Source organism: uncultured Erythrobacter sp., from assembly GCF_947502395.1.
GTDB lineage: Bacteria > Pseudomonadota > Alphaproteobacteria > Sphingomonadales > Sphingomonadaceae > Erythrobacter.
In genome coordinates, this window is the sequence record NZ_CANMZM010000003.1 from 565,914 (window position 1) to 584,711 (window position 18,798).

General features: G+C 55.6%; 14 protein-coding genes. 6 read left to right on the plus strand and 8 right to left on the minus strand.

What is annotated here, in order from left to right; genetic code table 11:
• Positions 1-314: 314 nt before the first annotated feature.
• Positions 315-3,341 carry a TonB-dependent receptor gene (locus Q0778_RS13935; protein WP_298336892.1) on the minus strand — a complete coding sequence of 1,009 codons (3,027 nt, stop codon included), beginning with the start codon at positions 3,339-3,341 and terminating at the stop codon, positions 315-317.
• Positions 3,342-3,827: 486 nt separating this feature from the next.
• On the opposite strand from Q0778_RS13935, the gene Q0778_RS13940 reads away from it, so the two are divergent.
• The 6 genes from Q0778_RS13940 (at position 3,828) to Q0778_RS13965 (ending at position 11,065) form a co-directional block, all read left to right on the plus strand.
• Positions 3,828-5,000, plus strand: a complete 1,173-nt coding sequence (locus Q0778_RS13940) for an acetyl-CoA C-acetyltransferase (protein ID WP_298336894.1) — start codon at positions 3,828-3,830, stop codon at positions 4,998-5,000.
• A 30-nt stretch (positions 5,001-5,030) separates the two neighbouring features.
• Positions 5,031-5,831, plus strand: coding sequence for an SDR family NAD(P)-dependent oxidoreductase (locus Q0778_RS13945; protein ID WP_298336897.1), 801 nt, complete (start codon positions 5,031-5,033; stop codon positions 5,829-5,831).
• Between the two features lie 147 nt (positions 5,832-5,978).
• Entirely contained in the window at positions 5,979-7,118 is a 1,140-nt protein-coding gene (locus tag Q0778_RS13950) for a serine hydrolase domain-containing protein (protein ID WP_298336900.1), read from the plus strand.
• A gap of 153 nt (positions 7,119-7,271) precedes the next feature.
• Positions 7,272-9,434 carry a M3 family metallopeptidase gene (locus Q0778_RS13955; protein WP_298336903.1) on the plus strand — a complete coding sequence of 721 codons (2,163 nt, stop codon included), beginning with the start codon at positions 7,272-7,274 and terminating at the stop codon, positions 9,432-9,434.
• A gap of 213 nt (positions 9,435-9,647) precedes the next feature.
• On the plus strand, positions 9,648-10,520 hold the full coding sequence (locus Q0778_RS13960; RefSeq protein ID WP_298301599.1) for a crotonase/enoyl-CoA hydratase family protein: 873 nt from the start codon (positions 9,648-9,650) through the stop codon (positions 10,518-10,520).
• A 53-nt stretch (positions 10,521-10,573) separates the two neighbouring features.
• The gene (locus tag Q0778_RS13965) at positions 10,574-11,065 is read left to right on the plus strand and encodes a MarR family winged helix-turn-helix transcriptional regulator (protein ID WP_298301603.1); all 492 of its coding nucleotides are present in this window, start codon (positions 10,574-10,576) and stop codon (positions 11,063-11,065) included.
• A 64-nt stretch (positions 11,066-11,129) separates the two neighbouring features.
• On the opposite strand, the gene Q0778_RS13970 is transcribed toward Q0778_RS13965, so the two are convergent.
• The 7 genes from Q0778_RS13970 to Q0778_RS14000 form a co-directional block, all read right to left on the minus strand.
• Complete coding sequence (locus tag Q0778_RS13970) at positions 11,130-12,146, minus strand: type II secretion system F family protein (protein WP_298301604.1); 1,017 nt, start codon at positions 12,144-12,146, stop codon at positions 11,130-11,132.
• Positions 12,147-12,164: 18 nt separating this feature from the next.
• On the minus strand, positions 12,165-13,136 hold the full coding sequence (locus Q0778_RS13975; RefSeq protein ID WP_298301607.1) for a type II secretion system F family protein: 972 nt from the start codon (positions 13,134-13,136) through the stop codon (positions 12,165-12,167).
• Between the two features lie 146 nt (positions 13,137-13,282).
• Complete coding sequence (locus Q0778_RS13980) at positions 13,283-14,569, minus strand: pilus assembly protein CpaE (protein ID WP_298336905.1); 1,287 nt, start codon at positions 14,567-14,569, stop codon at positions 13,283-13,285.
• A 3-nt stretch (positions 14,570-14,572) separates the two neighbouring features.
• Positions 14,573-15,226: a CpaD family pilus assembly protein gene (locus tag Q0778_RS13985; RefSeq protein WP_298301610.1), complete on the minus strand. Its 654-nt coding sequence runs from the start codon at positions 15,224-15,226 to the stop codon at positions 14,573-14,575.
• Between the two features lie 23 nt (positions 15,227-15,249).
• A complete protein-coding gene (locus Q0778_RS13990) occupies positions 15,250-16,893 on the minus strand; it encodes a type II and III secretion system protein family protein (RefSeq protein ID WP_298336907.1) in 1,644 nt (547 codons plus the stop codon).
• A gap of 107 nt (positions 16,894-17,000) precedes the next feature.
• Complete coding sequence (cpaB, locus tag Q0778_RS13995) at positions 17,001-18,119, minus strand: Flp pilus assembly protein CpaB (protein WP_298336909.1); 1,119 nt, start codon at positions 18,117-18,119, stop codon at positions 17,001-17,003.
• A gap of 109 nt (positions 18,120-18,228) precedes the next feature.
• On the minus strand, positions 18,229-18,708 hold the full coding sequence (locus Q0778_RS14000; RefSeq protein ID WP_298336911.1) for a prepilin peptidase: 480 nt from the start codon (positions 18,706-18,708) through the stop codon (positions 18,229-18,231).
• Between the last annotated feature and the right edge of the window lie 90 nt (positions 18,709-18,798).

The window sequence follows — 18,798 nt, forward strand, 5'->3', positions numbered from 1 at the left end:
TCAGTTGGCGGATCAGGGTGAGCTTTCACCTTCATAAGGGTTGTTGCGCCCTGATCACTCTGACGGGCATCCTGCCAACGCAGCAGAATCATCCACTACGCGCTAGCCAGTCAGTCCCGAGAGCGTGGGTGACGCAAAGCTCACTGATTTGGAAGAGGAGCCCGAGAGCGCTGCGCAATAAATGCAAAGACCTGTATCTAGAATGCAACAGTGGTGTGAAGGGCCAGATCACGAAATGCGTTAGTCAGTCTTGCAAACAAAAAGAGCCGCGGACGGGATGCGTCCGCGGCTCTCTTGTTTCAATCTCAGTGAGATTAGAAGCGGAAGTTCACACCGCCGAAGAACGTACGAGCTGTGTCGTAGATCGTCGGGAAGGTGTTACCGTTACCCAGTGGTGGACCTGAAGAGGTCGATACTGGTGGCGTCTCATCAAAGATGTTGAGGATACCACCGCGCAGACGGATCGAATCGGTGATCTCGTAGAAGACCGCCCAATCGATATAGTTGATTGATGGCAGATCATCGTCGATCTCTGGGCTGTCAACGTTCGGATCATTGTCGGTGCCTGAGAAATGACGCCAAGTGAACGTGGTCTCAAGGCTCTCAACTGGAGTTTCCCAAGTTACAAGCATACGGTGACGATACTCCGGGTTCACCGCAGACACACAACCGTTGTTGAGGAAGCCAGCACATTCGATGGGCGTGTCACCGGCGAATGATGAGAAGTCGAACTCTTCGAGGTAAGTCCCCGCGTAATCGAACCGCAAGCCACCGTATGAACCGATGTCGGTTGAGTAGTTCACCTGCAGATCGAAGCCAGAGGTTTCGAGCTCCGCGATATTCAGGTTGGTTTGCGTAAAGCCAACACCTGGGGTGCCGGCAATAAGCGAACCGTTTGGTGCACGGTTGATCAGATCACAGAAGGTTGGATTACCTGTTGTGAGACACTGATCCAGAGTGGTTTGTGCAGCGATACCGGCAGAAATGAAGCCATCTACCGAAATATCGAAATAATCGAGCGAAATTGTCAGACCCGGGACAAATGTCGGGCTGAAGACCGCGCCAAATGTATAGGTGTCTGAAACTTCAGGCTCAAGGTTCGGGTTACCACCGGTAAGCGACTGGGTTTGACCAGAGATAACATCAGGGATGTTACCGAACTGAGCTGCGGTCACGCCGGTGTTCGCACAAGCCGCTGCAGAAGCGGTTGGGAACGGCGTTGCGCACGGATCGAAGATCTGATCACCATTCGAGTTGAGCGTCGAGTTGAGGTTCGGCAGACCAGTGTTCTGGCCGGTGAACAACTCAATCACGTTCGGCGCACGCACAGCGCGCTGATACTGACCACGTAAGGTAATATCTTCGACAGGAGCCCAAGTCAGCTGAACACCATATGCATCGGTGCTGAAGCTGTTGGAAGTGCCGTTACCATCTGTGTCATAGTCCGAATAACGATACTGCCCTGATAGTGTAAGCTCTTCAAAGAAGGGCATGTCCTGTACAATCGGGATCTGAATTTCGGCAAACAGCTCGAACACATCAACTTCACCAGCCACCGGCAGCGTCGCGCCGCCAACACCCGTAAAGCCACCGCCAGGAACCTGGCTGATTTCGTCTGGGATAGACTCAAGCGTGTCTTCGCGGACTTCAAAGCCTACGAGCAGTGCCACGCCGTCTTCGGCCCATGGTGAATTGAAACCATACTCACCAAGGTCACCCTGGATGTTACCGCCATAGACGGTTTGTGTGGTTTCACCGATGACGAGACCGACACCCTGGATGAAGTCCAGAGCACCCTGAGAAACAAGGCTCTCACCGTTAGGGCCACGCTGGAAGATGTTGTAAGGAACACAGCCGCCCGATGGATCAGTACAAACCGCATTGCCGTCTGCATCTGTCGTCACGAGGAAGGCCTGCTGAAGGTTCGAAACGATAAAGTCGTTGGTTGAAAGAGAGCTGTCCGAAGTTTCGGAATACTGACCAAACAATTCGTAGGCCCAAATACCGTCTGCGAAGTCACCGCGAGCACCACCGATGATGCGGAACGCCGAGTTTTCGAGACGTGAGTTACGTGGACCACCTTCGACGTTACGGTGTGAAGCGAACAGGTTGTTCTGGATCGTACCGTTGGCGATATCAGCGTCAGTACAGCCAAACACTTCCGTGGCGAGGTCAATACCTGGCGTTCCGGAGATGAATGGGTTGTCGCAGTTGATGCTATAAATCGCACCGAATGATGCGGTTTGAGCGATTTGTGCGTCAGAGATAACATCTGTGTAGCTTACATCGAGGAAGGCCTCGATGTTGTCGGTGATGTCGTAGTGAGCACGACCGTAAAGCGTGAAGCGCTCGGAAGGACGCTGGAAGAAGTTCAGAGCGCCAAAGTTAAACGTCTGAGCTGGACCACCAACAAATGGAACAATTGTGCCGTCCAATTCTTGGAACACGTCATCAACATCGTCGGGATTACCGTCGATATCGTTGAAGTCCGCAAAACGACGGAAGTTCGACGAGCCGACGCAGCCAGCACCGCCAAAGGAAGTCGCAGCGCTCGATTCACCAATGGTGCAAGCCGAGAAAGAACGGTTGTCCTGGGTGACCTGATTACGCTGCTCGTAAGAAGCGTAGACCGTCACGTTACCGCGACCGTCAGAGGTGTTAGTACCGATCATACCGGTAATGACGAATTCTTCACCGTCGATGATGCCATCCGGCACCGGCTGCTGCGCAGCGGCTGTCACGTTGTTGAAGAAGTCGTTGCCGTTTCCGGTCTGTTGGAAGTTGCCCTGGAAATCGAGCTCGACACCTTCAAAGTCGCGACGAAGGATGAAGTTGGCAACACCGCCAACCGCATCGGAACCGTACACAGCCGAAGCACCACCGGTCAGGACGTCAACGCGTTCGATCAGTTGGGTCGGGATAAGGTCAAGGTTGGCCGAGGAAATACTTGATGAACCGTAAGGAAGGCGGCGACCGTCGATCAATACGAGGGTGCGAACCGAACCGATACCGCGCAGGTTCAGGGTAGCAGTACCCGATGCACCGTTGGAAACCTCACCCGCTTGGCCGGCAAAAACCTGCGGCAACTGGTTGACGAGGTCTTCCACGCGGACCGTACCTTGAGACTGAAGCTGTTGTTGCGAAACAGACAGAACCGGTGCGGCACCTTCGAGGTTTGGATTGAGGTTAAGACGCGAGCCCGTGACCACGATGCCGCGATCTTCGGCTTCCTCTTCTTCCGTCGTAACATCTGCTTCCTGCGCAAACGCAGGCGATGCAGCCAGAGCAACACCGACAGCAAAGCTGCCAGCACTCAGGCGTAGTTTTGATGATCTTCTCATTGGATTTAATACCCCTAATGACGGTCCAAACACCTTGCCCGCACGCGAGTTTTAGTGATCAAACCAACACTGACATAGAATATGATCCACCCATTTGGTGGCTGAAGCATACCCAGTCTCTCGTAAGACGGAATGTATGCGCACGCGACGAAATTCCCCGCTAACAGCAAAGCTGCTTTACGCATAAATTGTCCGTCCCTGCATGCACGGTTGGCGGAATAGAGCTCACAATGGAAGAGATGACGGCACAGGAGGCCAACAAAGCGCAACGGTGTAACGCGATTGCAACACACCGTTTTACATTTGACGATGAGGCGACTTGTGCGTGCGCCGAGTTGTCCATCCCCTTGAAAAGTGGCGCAGTGTTGGGATTGGTCCAAAGGTGGTGCCGAGCGCTTTGGAATGCCTGCTTGATTCCGTTGCCCGCCTGCAATAGGCGATTTGCCACAATAAACGTTTACGTAAACGGGAAGGAGCCCTGCCGCTATGACAACCGCTTATATCGTTGACGCAGTCCGCACTGCTGGAGGCCGTCGCGGTGGCCGCTTGGCAGGGGTGCACCCGGTCGATCTGCTTGCCAAGTCATTGGACGCGGTGGTTGGGCGGAGCGGGATTGACCCGAGCGCGGTCGATGATGTGGTGACTGGGTGCGTGACGCAGGCAGGCGAACAGGCGATGCAAGTGGGACGCATGGGTGTTCTCGCCTCAAAACTGCTTCCTCAATCCACCCCGGCTGTTTCGATTGACCGTCAGTGTGGTTCATCTCAGCAAGCCATCCAGTTTGCTGCCCAAGCGGTAATGAGCGGGACGCAGGATGTTGTCATTGCATCAGGCGTTGAAAGCATGAGTCGCGTTCCAATGGGTTCAAACGCCACCTTCCACATGAAAGAAGGCCTCGGCCACTACATGTCGCCAGATATCCAGGCGAAGTATCCCAATGTTCAATTCAGCCAGTTCATGGGCGCTGAGATGATCGCCAAGAAGCATGGAATGACAAAGGACGAGCTCGATGCGTTCTCCTTTAACAGCCACAAGAAAGCGATTGCCGCGACCGAGGCGGGCGCGTTTGAAAACGAGATCGTGCCCATCGATATCGAAACACCCGAAGGTGACGATACCCACACTGTAGACGAAGGCATCCGCTTTGATGCCACCCTCGAGGGGATCGCAGGCGTTAAGCTGATTGACCCGAACGGCATGGTGACAGCGGCAAGTGCAAGCCAGATTTGTGATGGGTCTTCGGCAGTGCTCGTGGTGTCAGAAGAGGCGCTTAGGCAACATAACCTCACGCCAATGGCGCGTATTCATAACCTCACCGTCACCGCGGGCGATCCGGTGATCATGCTGGAAGAGCCGCTGTTCGCAACCGACAAGGCACTTGAGCGCGCTGGGCTCAAAATCGACGATATTGACCTTTATGAAGTGAACGAGGCGTTTGCGCCTGTTCCTATGGCATGGCTTAAGCACACCGGTGCTGACCCGGAAAAGCTCAACGTCCACGGCGGCGCGATTGCGCTTGGCCACCCGCTCGGTGCTTCGGGCACCAAGTTGATGGCGACACTGGTCCACGGGTTAAAGCGCCACGGAAAGAAATACGGACTTCAAACGATGTGCGAAGGCGGCGGCGTTGCCAATGTCACCATCGTAGAGTCACTATAAGTCTCCCTGGAATTTGGAAGAGGAAATCTAATGGAAGTTTCAGCCAACACTCCCGCAGTCGTCACCGGCGGCGCTTCGGGCCTCGGTGCCGCCACTGTGCGCGCGCTCGCTGCCAAAGGTGCCAAAGTCGCGATCTTCGATATGAACGAAGAGAAGGGCGAAGCGATGGCGGCCGAAGTCGGCGGCATTTTCTGCAAGGTCAACGTGACCAGCGATGAAGACGTCGATGCAGGCTTTGCCAAAGCGCGCGACGCACACGGTCAAGAGCGTATCCTCGTAAACTGCGCAGGAATCGGCAATGCTATGAAAACCGCCAGCCGCGTACGTGATGAGAACGGCGGGTTGACCGGCGAAACCAAGCACTTCTTGCTGTCTGCGTTCGATTTCGTGATTCAGGTGAACCTTGTCGGTACCTTCCGCTGTATCGCAAAATCAGCAGCTGGTATGCTGACGCTCGATCCGCTTTCGGAAGACGGCAATCGCGGCGCGATTGTGAACACGGCTTCTGTTGCTGCTGAAGACGGCCAGATGGGCCAAGCTGCATACTCTGCATCTAAAGGCGGCGTTGTTGGCATGACTTTGCCGATCGCGCGCGACCTTATGAGTGAAGGCATCCGTGTGAACACGATCCTTCCCGGTATCTTCGAAACCCCACTGATGAACGCGGCGCCTCAGAAGGTGAAAGACGCTCTGGCAGCTTCTGTGCCTTTCCCCAAGCGTTTGGGCTATCCTGAAGAGTACGCCAAGCTTGCGATGACCATGATCGAAACGGCTTACTTTAACGGCGAAGACGTGCGTCTCGACGGTGCGATCCGCATGGCACCGCGTTAAAGCTCACCTCATTGTACAACAAGGGAACCCCCGGCGCTTCAAAGTGCTGGGGGTTTCTTTTGTCCGAAACTTTTGTCTCTCGCCCGACAAAGCCTTGCTTCTTAGGAATTTTCAGTCACAAGATTGGTGTCGAGGGAGGGATTGCTCATGCGGCTTGGATATCTATTGGCAGCAATTGTGGGGTTTGTGCCAGGTGCAGCAAGCGCCGAACCACAGACTGAATTACGCGACATTGACTCATCCAGGGAGGCCAAGCTCGCAGAATTTGACGAATTCGCACATCAGTTTCGTCGCGAGAATTCTGTGCTTTCGATGTCCTATGCAATCGTAATGGACGGCGAGATCGTCGCCGCGCAAGGCATCGGGTGGCAGGATCATGATGCGGAAGAGCCAACCACTGCTGACACGAGCTACCTCGTGGCATCCATCACAAAGACATTCAGCGCAGCCACGTTGATCGGAATGGATGCCGACGGTGTCGTCGACCTCGACGATGCATTCACCAAGCTCTCCGATTGGGATGGTCGTTGCGAATGGCTTTCGAACAGTCAAAACATCTTTGGCGGCGGGGTGGAACTGGTCGATGGCTATACTCCGCCACCGATTGATTGCAGTGCGACGCTGTCGTTGCGCGACGTATTGCAAATGCGCGTGCTTGGCGAGCCGGGCACCAACTTTTTGTACAATCCGTTAGTATTTGGGCGGCTTTCCAATTGGGTGGAAGAGCAGACCGGCGAGAGCTTTGATGTGTGGATGCGCCGCTATGTCCTCGACAAGGCGGGGCTGAAAGACATCGCTGCTGGGTGGCGCGATCCGAAGGGCGGTGATGCCTTGCGCATGCTGGCTCCGCCCTTTCGCCATGCGCCCGAACAGGACGACAACCTCGATCCCTCATCGCTTCCCAATCCAGAGCTCAACGCGTCGAGTGGCATTATTTCAAGCGCTGTTGGATTGGCAAACTACTCAATCGCACTTGATGAAGGTGGCATCCTTGCACCCGATCAGCTCAGGGCAATGTGGGAGCGCCCGATCAATGCAGATGGAAACCCATCGGACTATGCTCATGGCTGGTGGGCCCAGGACTGGAACGGCAAACGCCTTCTCTGGCACGGCGGCTGGTGGCCCGATGCCTACGCCGGAATGCTGCTGAAAGTGCCTGACGAAGGGCTCACGCTCGTGGCGCTCGGCAATACCGATGGATTGAACTGGCAAAATCGCATACAAGTGGCCGAGATTGAGAAGTCAGCATTGGCTCTAAAATTTCTGGAGTTGTTTGCGTCTGATTGATCTTGTTCAGGCCGTCGAGTGGATCGGATGCGCTCGCTCATCACCCGTTCAAGTTGCGTTGACCAGAGCAACAATCTATCAGCCGCACAGCTGAATTGATGCGCGACGGGGCAAACCCCTATCTGCGCCAACTGGAAGGAAAGATTGTTCATCATGCGCCTTAAACTGGCTCCATTGGCCTTGACCGCCTCCGCGCTTGCGCTTGTCGCCACCACGACAGCCTGCTCACCCACAGAGCTTACCGCGTCGACAGATTACTTCGAGGCGGACAGCACGCTTCCGTTCCAAGCGCCAGACTTCACCAAAATCTCTGAAGAATCCTACATTCCATCGTTCGAGAAAGGGATGGAGCTGCATCTCGAAGAGATTCAGGCAATCATCGATAATCCCGATGAGCCGACCTTTGAAAACACCATCGTTGAGCTTGAGAAATCAGGACGCATGCTGGGTCGTGTTTCACGCGTTTTCTTCCAGCTTACCGGTACAAACACCAACGATCGCCTCGACGAAATCAATACCGAGATGAGCCCCAAGCTGACCGCCCACGGCGACAGCATCACGCTCAATCCGGAACTGTTTGAGCGGGTGAAGGCGGTTTACGACAATCGCGATACGCTTGAGCTGGGTGTTGAAGACGCGAAATTGCTCGATGAGACCTACAGTTCAATGGTCCATGCCGGCGCGCTTCTCACTGAAGAACAGCGCGAAGAGGTCAAAGAGATCAACACGCAGCTTTCCATGCTCACCACTGAGTTTGGCCAGCTTGCCCGTGATGCGATGGCCACTCAGCCGCTGATTGTTGACACACGCGAAGAGCTTGCTGGTCTTTCTGAGGCCGATATCGACGCGGCTGCTACGCTCGCTGCTGAGCAGGGCCAAGAAGGCAAGTTTGCCATTGCGCTTCAAAACACAACGCAACAGCCTCTTTTGCCGACGCTTGAAAATCGTGACACCCGTGAAGCTCTGTTTAAGCTGAGCCATGACCGTGCTGATGGAAAGCGCGGGGTCGATACACGTGACCTGATCGCTCGTATCGCACTTCTCCGCGCGGAAAAGGCCGCGCTCTTTGGTCAACCTGATTGGGCGACCTACACCATGTATGATCGTATGGCGAAAGAGCCCAAGACTGCCCTGGATTTCATGGAGCAAATGGTTCCAGCGCTTGCCGCGACGCAGCGCCGCGAAGCAGAGATGCTCAACGCGGCAATCCGCGCCGATGGTGGTGATTTTGATGTCCAACCGTGGGATTGGTATCGCTACGCCAACCGCATCAAGGCCGAGCAATTCGACCTCGATGAAGACGCGGTGATGGAATATTTCGTGCTCGAAAACGTGCTCGAAGATGGTGTCTTCCACATGGCAGAAGAGCTCTATGGTCTGACGTTTGAACGTCGCACCGACCTGCCGGTCTATCACGAGGACGTGTGGGTCTACACCGTCTTCGAAGCCGATGGTTCAGAACTTGGCGTGTTCTATTTCGACCCGTTCCAGCGTCCATCCAAGCGCGGTGGTGCGTGGATGAGCAATTTTGTTGATCAGAGCTATCTCTGGGACACCAAGCCGGTCATCTACAACGTGCTCAACATTCCCAAGGCGGCTGAAGGCGAAGTGCAACTGGTCAGCTTTGACTGGGTGAACACCACATTCCACGAATTTGGTCATGCGCTGCACGGCTTCTTTGCTGACCAGCAATATGAGAGCCTCTCTGGCACAGCGACCGCTCGCGACTTTGTCGAATACCCCAGCCAAGTTCACGAGATGTGGGCAACCTGGCCATCAATTCTGTCAAACTACGCCAAGCACTATGAGACTGGTGAGACCATCCCTGATGAGATGATCGAGAAGATCGAAGCAGCGGCCAAGTTCAACCAAGGTTATGACTTTGGCGAAGTCGTCGAAGCTGCTCTCCTTGATATGAAGTGGCACGCATTGTCGCCAGATGAGGCGCGCGCTCTGGTGGGCAATCCTGAAGCGGTTGACGCGTTTGAACGCCAATCGCTGACCGAACTTGGTCTTGAAATCGATCTGGTCCCGCCGCGCTATCGCAGCACCTATTTCAACCACATCTTTAGCTCACCCGCTGGTTATTCGGCTGGTTATTACAGCTATCTGTGGACCGAAATGCTCGATCGCGACAGCCGCGAGTGGTTCCGTGAAAATGGTGGTTTGACCCGTGAGAATGGCGATCATTATCGCAAGACCGTGCTCAGTCGCGGTGGCACGATGGACTACTTTGACATGTATCAGACATTTGCCGGTCGTCAGCCCAATGTGCAGGCGATGCTTGAGGCGCGGGGTCTGGTTGACGGCTCGTAAGAGCAAGCATTTCTTAGTTACAAAAAGCCCCGCCCGTGACAACACGGCGCGGGGTTTTTTGTGCTGTCCTACATGTCGCGATGAGAGGTATGATCAGGCGATGATCGAGCCTCATTCCCCTCTCTTTGGCACCCCATTTTCCGGCTGATCGCAGGGTAAGGGTTTTCTCCTCTTGGACAGTGTGTCAAGTGTCTCACGCAGGAGAGATTTTTCATGACAGACTACACCCAGATTCTGGTCGACAAAACCGATGGCATCGCCACCATCACCCTGAACCGTCCGGAAAAAATGAACGCCTATACCCGCACAATGGGTGCGGAGATCATGACGGCGATGGACGATATCGATGCCGATGACGATGTGCGTGCGGTGATTTTCACCGGAGCGGGCGAGCGAGCCTTTTGCGCAGGCGCTGACCTAACGCCTGAAGGGGGAGGGCAGGTCTTCGCCGATGCGACCGAGGTTGAGAGTCTTTCTGATGAGCGCGTGCGCGATGGCGGGGGCAGGCTCACCTTGCGTCTGTTCGAAAGCAAGAAGCCGCTTATCGCAGCTTGCAATGGTGTCGCGGTGGGCGTGGGCTCAACCATGCAGCTTGCGATGGATATCCGATTGGCCGCGTCGCATGCGCGTTACGGATTTGTCTTTGCTCGGCGCGGGATCGTGCCTGAGGCGGCCTCAAGCTGGTTTTTGCCGCGCCTTGTTGGGATCAGCCAAGCGCTGGAGTGGTGCTATTCAGGACGGGTCTTCGATGCCGAAGAAGCCAAGGCGGGCGGTCTGGTGCGATCGGTCCATGGGCCCGATGACTTGCTATATGAAGCGCGGGCAATCGCCCGTGAAATCGCAGACAACACTTCGGCTGTCTCCGTTGCAATGACGCGGGCGATGATGTGGCGTTTGATGAACACTGATCACCCGATGGAAGCGCATAAGATCGACAGCCGCTCTATCTATCGCCTTTCTCGCGGAGCCGACGCGAAAGAGGGAATTGCAAGCTTCCTTGAAAAGCGTGCGCCAAACTATCCTGGGAAAGTCACTCAGGATATGCCCGACTTCTATCCCTGGTGGGAGGATCGCCCTTACGAATAAGGGGGACTGCAGCTGGCTTGCGTGAAGACTGGTTTCATGGGAAACCACTTCGCATGACTCAGGCCACGAACCCAGATGCCCGCGACTTTCAACTCGCTGACTTCCTGCCCTACCAACTCTCGATCGCATCGAATGCGGTGAGCGATCTGATCGCGCAGCGTTACCGCTCGCGCTTTGGTCTTAAAGTTGCGGAATGGCGGGTGATGGCGATCCTTGGCGATACGGGCAGCCATGGCGGGCAGCTGACTCAGCGCGACCTGACGGAGGCGACCTTGATGGACAAGGTGGCGGTCAACCGAGCGTGCAAAGTGCTCGAAGAGCGCGGCCTAATTGCAAGGGTTGCCAATGAACTTGATGGTCGCTCTCACCTGCTGGCGCTGACGGCTGAAGGCGAGGCGATCCACCATGAGGTCATGCCAACCGCCAGGGCAACCGAGCGCGAACTCTTCGAGGGGTTTGACGCGGCAGAGGAAGCTGCATTGCGCTCCATGCTTGCCAAACTGAGGACGAGGGCGGGGGCGTTGGCTGGGATGCCGGTAGACTGAAAGCAAAAGGGCCAGTGCGTCATGTGACGTACCGGCCCTTTGTTTGATTTCGAAAGCTTAGGCCTTAGCCGCCGCCTTCCTGCGGAGTGATCAGAGCATCGGAGATCGAGCAGGCCGCTGGGCCAAGGATCACGATGAAGAGCACCGGCAGAATGAACATGATTAGTGGAACCGTCATGATCGCTGGCAGACGTGCTGCCTTCTCTTCAGCCCGCATCATACGCTCGTTCCGGAATTCGGCAGAGAGAACACGCAGGGCAGAAGCAAGCGGCGTACCATAGCGTTCAGTCTGAACCATGGTAGTCACAACGCCTTTGACTGCTTCCAGATCGACGCGATAGGCCAGATTATCGAAGGCCAGCTTCCGTTCGTTCAGGAAGGAAAGCTCAATCGCCGTTAGGGCAAATTCGTCACCCAATTCAGGGTAAGCCCGACCCAATTCCTTCGCCACGCGGTTGAAGGCAGCATCGACGGTAAGACCAGCTTCGGCGCAAATCACAAGCAGGTCGAGAGCGTCCGGCAGGCCTTTCTGGATCTCGGCTGTGCGCTTACTCGCAAGGTTCGAAAGATAGATTTCCGGACCCTTATAGCCAAGAAACACCATGCCAGCGAAGCCGAACAGGTTCTTGAGCGAACCTTCACCGAACTGGAAGTAGTCGAGCCAGTAAAAGAGAATGAAGCCAATGATGCCAAACACAACAGGCAGCACCATGCGCAGACCGATGATGATGACCGCCAATTCCTTGTTGCGGAAGCCAGCATGGGCAAGCTTCTGCTGAACCGCCTGGAGCTGGCTTTGCTCCAAAACGTTCATCTTGCCGAGGCTGTCTTTAACCTTGTCGGTCGTATCGCTTCGGCGAACCAGGCTGGCACGCTTGCGCGAGCCACCGGTTACGATCCCGGCTTTGAGCTCGTCGCGGCGCTCTTCGAGAGACTTCACGCGCTTTGCCATCGGGTCTTTGATGGTAACGGCGGCATAGATCGCCATCAAAACAGCGAAGGCAGCCAGTCCTGCGAGGATGCTCCCCACAAGGATAACATCAAAGCCGAGCAGAGTTGGTCCGGTTGGTTGATCAAGCATTTTGAATTCCCTCCCGGATCAGATTTCGAAGCTGACCATTTTGGCCATGATGAAGGCGCCGATGCTCATCCAGACTAGTCCGCCAAGTCCAGCAATGATCAGGCGATCATCAACGAAGAACTGGCCCAGATAATCGGGGTTGATCCAGTAGATCAGGCCGAAGACGATGAAGGGCAACGAACCCACAATATAAGCAGAGGCCTTTGATTCGGAGCTCATCGCCTTGATCTTGAGCTTCATCTGCGAACGCTTGCGCAGCACGTCGGCAAGGTTCGAAAGCGTCTCGGCAAGGTTACCACCGGTCTCGCGCTGAATGGCGAGCGTAATGGTGAAGAAGTTAAACTCTGGGATGCCCAGCTTGTCGCCGGCTTCCTGGAGAGAATCTTCCATCGTTTTTCCGATTTTGATGCGTTCAACCACGCCTTTGAATTCGATTCCGACAGGGCCGGGTACTTCCTCGGCCACAACCTGAAGCGTCTCAGCGACAGGAAGGCCTGAACGAAGGCCGCGCACGAGCAGCTCAATGCCGTCAGGAAACTTGGCCACAAAATTATTGGTGCGTTTCTTGATAAAGAACCCGACAACAAGGTGCGGAAGGCCAAGGCCAATCACTGCGCCGATTCCCAATGATAGCAGCGCGGCTCCGCTCTGAAGGTAAATCAGGACCGCAACAAACAGCGAGAGGCCAAGCGAGGCGTAGATATATTGCGACAGGGTCCACCCCTTGCCAGTGCGCTCAAGCCGCATCTCAAGCGCTTCGGTGCGCGAAGCAGAGCCTGCGACGCGATGCGCTTTGGGACGACGAGCTGCAATCGCTTTCTTCAGCTGCGACTCAACCTTTGTATCGGTGTTTTCAGAGTGCCGATAGCGCAACGATTGGAGGCGACGTTTCTGTGCCTTGCCAACGCTCGGTGTCGAAAGCAGTAGGTAGCCGCCAACGATCACCAGGAAGATCACCACAGTGATCAGCAGGGTTTGCAGTATGTCCATCTCGGTATCGTCCTGCCCGTTCTCGTTGTTTTGCTTGCGTCAGCCCTTGGGTTGGTTCCCAAGCAATGGCAGTACGCAGCGCCAGAAGTTTCACCCGGCTGGCCGGCGCAAGGATCCTCCGTGCGCCAGCCTCGCCGGCTGAGTGTTTAATCCGCAGGCTCAGCTGGAGCCTGGTTCTTTTGTTTCTTCGCCAACAGCGATTTGAGATCGAACCCGCCCAAAAGCGACTTCTTCTCTTCGGTGATGGCAGTCAGATCGTCTTCGCTTGCGCCCATGATACGCTCAGCAATCTGCTTAATTGTCGCAGTTGCCTTTGAGTTCTTGTTTGCTTCGGTGAAGACTTGACCCAGCTTGGCAGCGTTTGAAGCGGCCTTGATGTCGTAGGGAATAGCAAAATCGATCTTGCGCTCGATTGAGGCTTCAAAATCGGACTTGCTGATCTCCGCAACACCTGACTGGAACTTGTTGACCAAGACCATTGGATGAGCGTGAGCCGCATGGGTCTTGAGCCAGGACAAAATCCGGATCGTATCGCGTGCCGATGCAAGGGTGAGTTCGCATGTGAGCAACACCAGATTTACGTCAGCCAGCAAATGCGGGAAGTTAATCAGCATGTTGCGCGGCAGATCGATCACGGTCATTTCGAATGCTTGACGGAATTCTTCCTCAAGCTGGACGAACGCAGCACCATCGGTCATCAGCGGTTGGCTGATAGGAGCCTCGGCCGAGAGGATCGACAAATTGTCATTGGCACGGATCATAGCGCGTTCGATGAAGAGACCGTCGATCCGGCTTGGGTTGTCGATCGCATCGGTGAGGCCACGGCCAGGCTCGAGATCAAGCGCCAGTGCGCCCGTTCCAAAGTGCACATCGAGATCGAACAGACCCGTAGGGACCTTGTGTTCCTCGCTGAACAACCACGAAAGCGAGGTTGCCAGCGTAGAGGCTCCAGCGCCGCCACGTGTGCCGACCACTGCGGTTGAAATGTGACGTTTAACGCCTTCAGCATCTCCACCCTTGGGCGAAGTGAAAACTGCCAACGCACCGTTCAACGCATCGTGCACAGCTTGAGCGTTAAGCGGCTTGAGCAGATAGTCATGAATGCCGCTTGCGAGCAGGTCGCGGTAGAGGCGCACGTCGTTGACTTGGCCAATGGCGATCACAACTGTACCTGGCTCACAAACCTCGGCAAGCGCATTGATATCATTCAGCGGATCGCCGCTTTCCGACAGGTCGACCACCAGAATGGCAGGACTTGCACTGACCGAGAGCGACTGGATCGCGTTGCGCAGACCACCTTTGTTGCACTTCTCAGGAGGCCAGCCCATTTCGATAACGACCGGGCGCAGAACGTCCAGCGCTGCGTCGTCGCAGATATAGGCGGCAAATGGATCGCGATTGCCGGGGATACCCGATTTCCATGGAGCGTTCATTGATCAGTTTCCTCCGCCTTGAGCATCTTGAAGACCAGCAGCTCCGGTTGGCTCAGCGTCGCGGAAAGTTGCGATAGCTTTTGTGCCGGTCGAAATCACAGTCTCACCTGTGCCTGATTGCCCTTCGAGAAGGTCCTCAGGATTAGCGACCATGGCCGCCAGATTGCCGTTGATCGCACAGCCATAGTTTTTGCTGGTTTCATTCTTGAAGTTGCTATCCGAACGGCCGTCCCAATTCGGACAATTCGGGACAGAAGCTGTCGAGCGAGTAATCACTACGCGAGCTTGGCTTGCGCCCAACATTCCAGCCGTTGTCGGGGCAACGCCCTCAACGATTAGGCCATAACGCCCAGCTAACTGGTTCACCGCGTCGGTAACAGCTGGGTTCGAGGAAGGATCTTCAATGGTGACCCGGTCACCATAGCGAAGATCCATAGTCTCAAACCAACCATTAAGGCGCTGCTGCTCGGTGATTGGAAGACCTGATCGAGTTGTGTCGACATCCAATGTGAAATTGGTGCGCTCGACCACTGGCTGATTGACCGAGTATAGCGAGGTGTTTGTTTCTGAAAGCGGACCGCTGCTGCATCCAGCAAGGGTGACGCCCAAAGCGAGGGCAATTGAGCCCAACAGCTTGTTATTGTGTGTATTCTTCATCACGGTAACCTTTCGCTGAGGGCTTAGAGGCTGAAGCCGGGCGCTGGAGCGTCAGCCCCATCACGCTTGCGGTTGTTGTCGGCGCGGCGGTCTTGCTTACTTGGGCGCGAGGGCACGATTGCGGCAGGATCAACAGCACTGATTTCAGGATTGGGCGCTTCGGGTTCAGAAGCGGTTGGGCCTGGGCGGGCTTCACCGCTCTTGCTGCCGCTTTCGCGATAGAGGAGCAGCTGCTCCAGCTCGCTTGACGCACGGAAGCCATCGGTTGGATAAACGATATCGCTTTGATTGACTGGCTTGACCAAATACGGTGTCACAACGATGACAAGTTCAGTCTCGCCGCGCTGGAAAGAACGCGAACGGAAAAGGTTACCAAGGATTGGAACATCCCCAAGGCCGGGTGCTTTATCCAGAGCGTTCTGAGCGTTGTTGCTCAGCAGCCCTGCGATCATGAAGCTCTCACCAGAGCCCAATTCAACCGTCGTTTCGGTACGACGGATGGTAAGAGCGGGCACCTGGAAGCCGTTCAGAACGACTGCACCTTGTGTTGAAAGCTCGGAAACTTCGGGACGCACGCGGATCGAAATCCGACCATTGGAAAGAACCGTTGGCGTGTAAGCGAGGCTTACACCGAAATCACGGTACTCAATCGCGACGTTACCAAGTCCTTGCGAAATCGGGATCGGAAACTCACCGCCAGCTAGGAAGGTCGCGGTTTCGCCCGAAAGTGCAGTAAGGTTTGGCTGAGAGATCGTGGTGATCAGACCCAGACGCTCTGACAGGTCAAGCGCGCCAAGCACATCGAGTCCGAAGAGCTGAGCGAGGCCACCGATAGTGGTGCCTGCACCGGCATTGGTTCCGATGGCTGTGCCAAGTACCTCTTCAAGTAATGGGACATTATTGTCGTCGACAACAATATTTCCATCGATATCGCGGATAAAGCGTTGACCAGATACTGCGCCTGCGCCCGATCCAACACTCAGCGGGCCGCCTGTGTTGAACCCTGACTCACCAGCGAGGTTGCGCCCAGTACCAACACCGCCGCGGAAACCGCCTTGTGACCCATCAATCGTGGTAACGTTGCCACCCACAGCGCGCACAAGACTGCGGCTGACTTCGGCGAACTTCACCTGAAGGTTGACCTGGAGCGGCGTCGCTGTCTTGAGGCGAGTAATCACATTGGTTTGATCGCCAAGGAATGCCTGTACGAGGCGTTCTGCTTCAGCGGCATCTTCTGGCGCTTTCACTGTGCCGGTAAGCAGCACGGTGTCCGTACCCATTGTGGCGACATTAACCTTCGCATTAGGCATCGCGAGAGCGAGCATCTGATCGATGCTGCCAATGTTGTTGCCGACGCGAATATTGGCCGAGAAAATCACATCACCGCGAGCGTTGCTTGCGTAAATCGTGGTTTCACCGCCTGCGCGTCCAAAGACGTAGAGCTGGCGCTGTGACTTGATTTGAACGTCGGCAATCTGATCGTTGGCGACGAACACATCGGCCATGGCACCCGGCACAGCCACCAACTCGCCTTTGCCGATCGAAAGAACGATCTCGGAGTTAGGGCTCACAACCTGCTGGGCGGTTGCTGTTCCGGTCGACACCGCCGCCAAAGGCAGCAATGCGATCCCGGCGAGCAATGCTCGGCTAAGAAACTTGGCTTTCATCTTAGGGCCCCCTGTGGATTTCCCTGTTTTTCCTTTGACCGGATTGGCCTTTCGGAAATTCATGGTGGTTTCGGCTCGCATGGTTAATTTTCCTCTTATCGAGCGCGTTACCGAATGGTGCTAAGCGCGGATGGAACGGTTTGACCGGCTTGGCCAACACCGCGGCTCACATTGCTGTTCAGCTGGCCAGTGGCGGCTGTGATGGAACCGTTCACGGGAACCTCAGTGGTCGCTTTGCCACGCGTCACACGGACCGATGGTCCTTTGTAGACGGGCGCGCCGTTCACCTTGGCAGATACACCAGGTGCAGCAGGCGTGCGGGCTGGGGCGCGGTTGCGGCCACCATCGTTCTGCGGCGGAATGGTCTTGCGCTGGAAGCGTGAAACATCGCCGCCGGTCTGGAAGGTCGATTTGCCTTCAACTGGACGGCCCATGGCAGTGCGAAGGAAACGCTCTTCCTCTTCAGGCGTTGCATCAGCCGGAATTTCAATCTCACCCGATGCAATAGCGCGTTCCAGTTCAGCCTGATTGTCCGAAATCGAACGTAGAACCAGGGTAAGTTCACCGATAGTCTGCGCAACGGCAACCTTCTCAGCGATCTTTGGTGTCACTTCGAGAGTAACCGTGCGGAAAGCGCGAACCTGGGTTTGACCCGTTACCTGATCGGTCACTTGTTCGGTTGTTTGGTCGGTTGCGAGAACCCGAAGGTTACGCAGAACCGTTTCAGCTGCGCGAAGCTCGCGACCTTCGCCAGCCACGCTCTGCGTGAGGACCATATCGACGCGGTCACCTGGGAACACGAAGCCAGCAACGCCAGTCTTTGCAGAAACCGGCACTGTTACAGCGCGCATGCCTGGGCCAAGTGCCGCCGCCAAGAACCCGCGGTCACCAGGGCGTACAAGTGCACCATGAGTAACCGGCTCACCCGCAGTGATCGGGAAGCGGACAACAGTGCCAAGGAGTTGGCTCATGTCAGAATTGCCTTCAATAAAGTAGGCGTCCTGGACCAGTTCTTCAGGCCATTGCTGATAGCCCATGGCATCAGCGGTAATGATTGTCCCTGCGGGCAACGCTCGGTTGGCGACAAGGACTTTGGGCCCTTGCGGCTCGACTTGAGCTTCTGCGACTGGAGCCGCATCTCCCGCGAACATGCTTCGTGCAAGAAAGGCGCTGCCGATCGCGACAACGAGTGCACCAAGCAGCAGAACCAGTTTCTTCCTATCCATGGCTAATCAGCCCCCTTCGTGGGCCCGTGACATTACGGGCAGGTATGCTTTCCGTTGGTAAGAGCAAAGTAGTTAAGATCGGGTTCACGGCCCTCACTCAGACGGAAGTTTATGCGATTGTCGGAAATTGACTGAGGCGCGGCACCAGCACCCACAACGCCCCGATTGCGATGGCCACTCCGTAAGGTATCGCAAGCTTGTCTTTACGTTTGCGCATGGCGTGGACGACAGCCATGCCGACTGTGAGCACGCCGCCGGCTACAGCCATGACGAGCAGCAATTGCAAGAAGGCGTTGGGCTCGATCCAAAGCGCAAGAGCGGTGAGAAGTTTGACATCTCCTCCGCCCATCATGCCAAGTGCAAACATGCCAGCAAAAACGGCGAAGGCTGCGAGAGCCACACCCAGTTGAATGGCAACATCCGGCCACAGGGAAAGCCCGCTTGCCCACCAGAATACGGGGGCGAACGCCGCGATGCCAAGGTTCAGCCAATTGGCGATAGTGCGCGAACGGATATCCGTGAACGCGGCGTATAGGAGCGCGATTGCCAAGGCAATCAGCAGTCCGTATTGAACAATCGTCATCAACATTAGTCGCCCCTCGACAAGATGTTCGTTTGGTCGCCAGATCGGCTGGCACGAACTGTCTTCAATTGAGGTGCTACAGATTAGTGCTTACCA

Excerpts from the sequence above, each read along its gene's own strand:
- Q0778_RS13965 (WP_298301603.1), top strand. The coding sequence starts at position 10,574 with ATGACTCAGGCCACGAACCCAGATGCCCGCGACTTTCAACTCGCTGAC.
- cpaB (WP_298336909.1), bottom strand. The coding sequence starts at position 18,119 with ATGGATAGGAAGAAACTGGTTCTGCTGCTTGGTGCACTCGTTGTCGCG.
- Q0778_RS13985 (WP_298301610.1), bottom strand. The coding sequence starts at position 15,226 with ATGAAGAATACACACAATAACAAGCTGTTGGGCTCAATTGCCCTCGCT.
- Q0778_RS13990 (WP_298336907.1), bottom strand. The coding sequence starts at position 16,893 with ATGAAAGCCAAGTTTCTTAGCCGAGCATTGCTCGCCGGGATCGCATTG.
- Q0778_RS13960 (WP_298301599.1), top strand. The coding sequence starts at position 9,648 with ATGACAGACTACACCCAGATTCTGGTCGACAAAACCGATGGCATCGCC.
- Q0778_RS13980 (WP_298336905.1), bottom strand. The coding sequence starts at position 14,569 with ATGAACGCTCCATGGAAATCGGGTATCCCCGGCAATCGCGATCCATTT.
- Q0778_RS13950 (WP_298336900.1), top strand. The coding sequence starts at position 5,979 with ATGCGGCTTGGATATCTATTGGCAGCAATTGTGGGGTTTGTGCCAGGT.
- Q0778_RS13955 (WP_298336903.1), top strand. The coding sequence starts at position 7,272 with ATGCGCCTTAAACTGGCTCCATTGGCCTTGACCGCCTCCGCGCTTGCG.
- Q0778_RS13975 (WP_298301607.1), bottom strand. The coding sequence starts at position 13,136 with ATGGACATACTGCAAACCCTGCTGATCACTGTGGTGATCTTCCTGGTG.
- Q0778_RS14000 (WP_298336911.1), bottom strand. The coding sequence starts at position 18,708 with ATGTTGATGACGATTGTTCAATACGGACTGCTGATTGCCTTGGCAATC.
- Q0778_RS13970 (WP_298301604.1), bottom strand. The coding sequence starts at position 12,146 with ATGCTTGATCAACCAACCGGACCAACTCTGCTCGGCTTTGATGTTATC.
- Q0778_RS13940 (WP_298336894.1), top strand. The coding sequence starts at position 3,828 with ATGACAACCGCTTATATCGTTGACGCAGTCCGCACTGCTGGAGGCCGT.
- Q0778_RS13945 (WP_298336897.1), top strand. The coding sequence starts at position 5,031 with ATGGAAGTTTCAGCCAACACTCCCGCAGTCGTCACCGGCGGCGCTTCG.
- Q0778_RS13935 (WP_298336892.1), bottom strand. The coding sequence starts at position 3,341 with ATGAGAAGATCATCAAAACTACGCCTGAGTGCTGGCAGCTTTGCTGTC.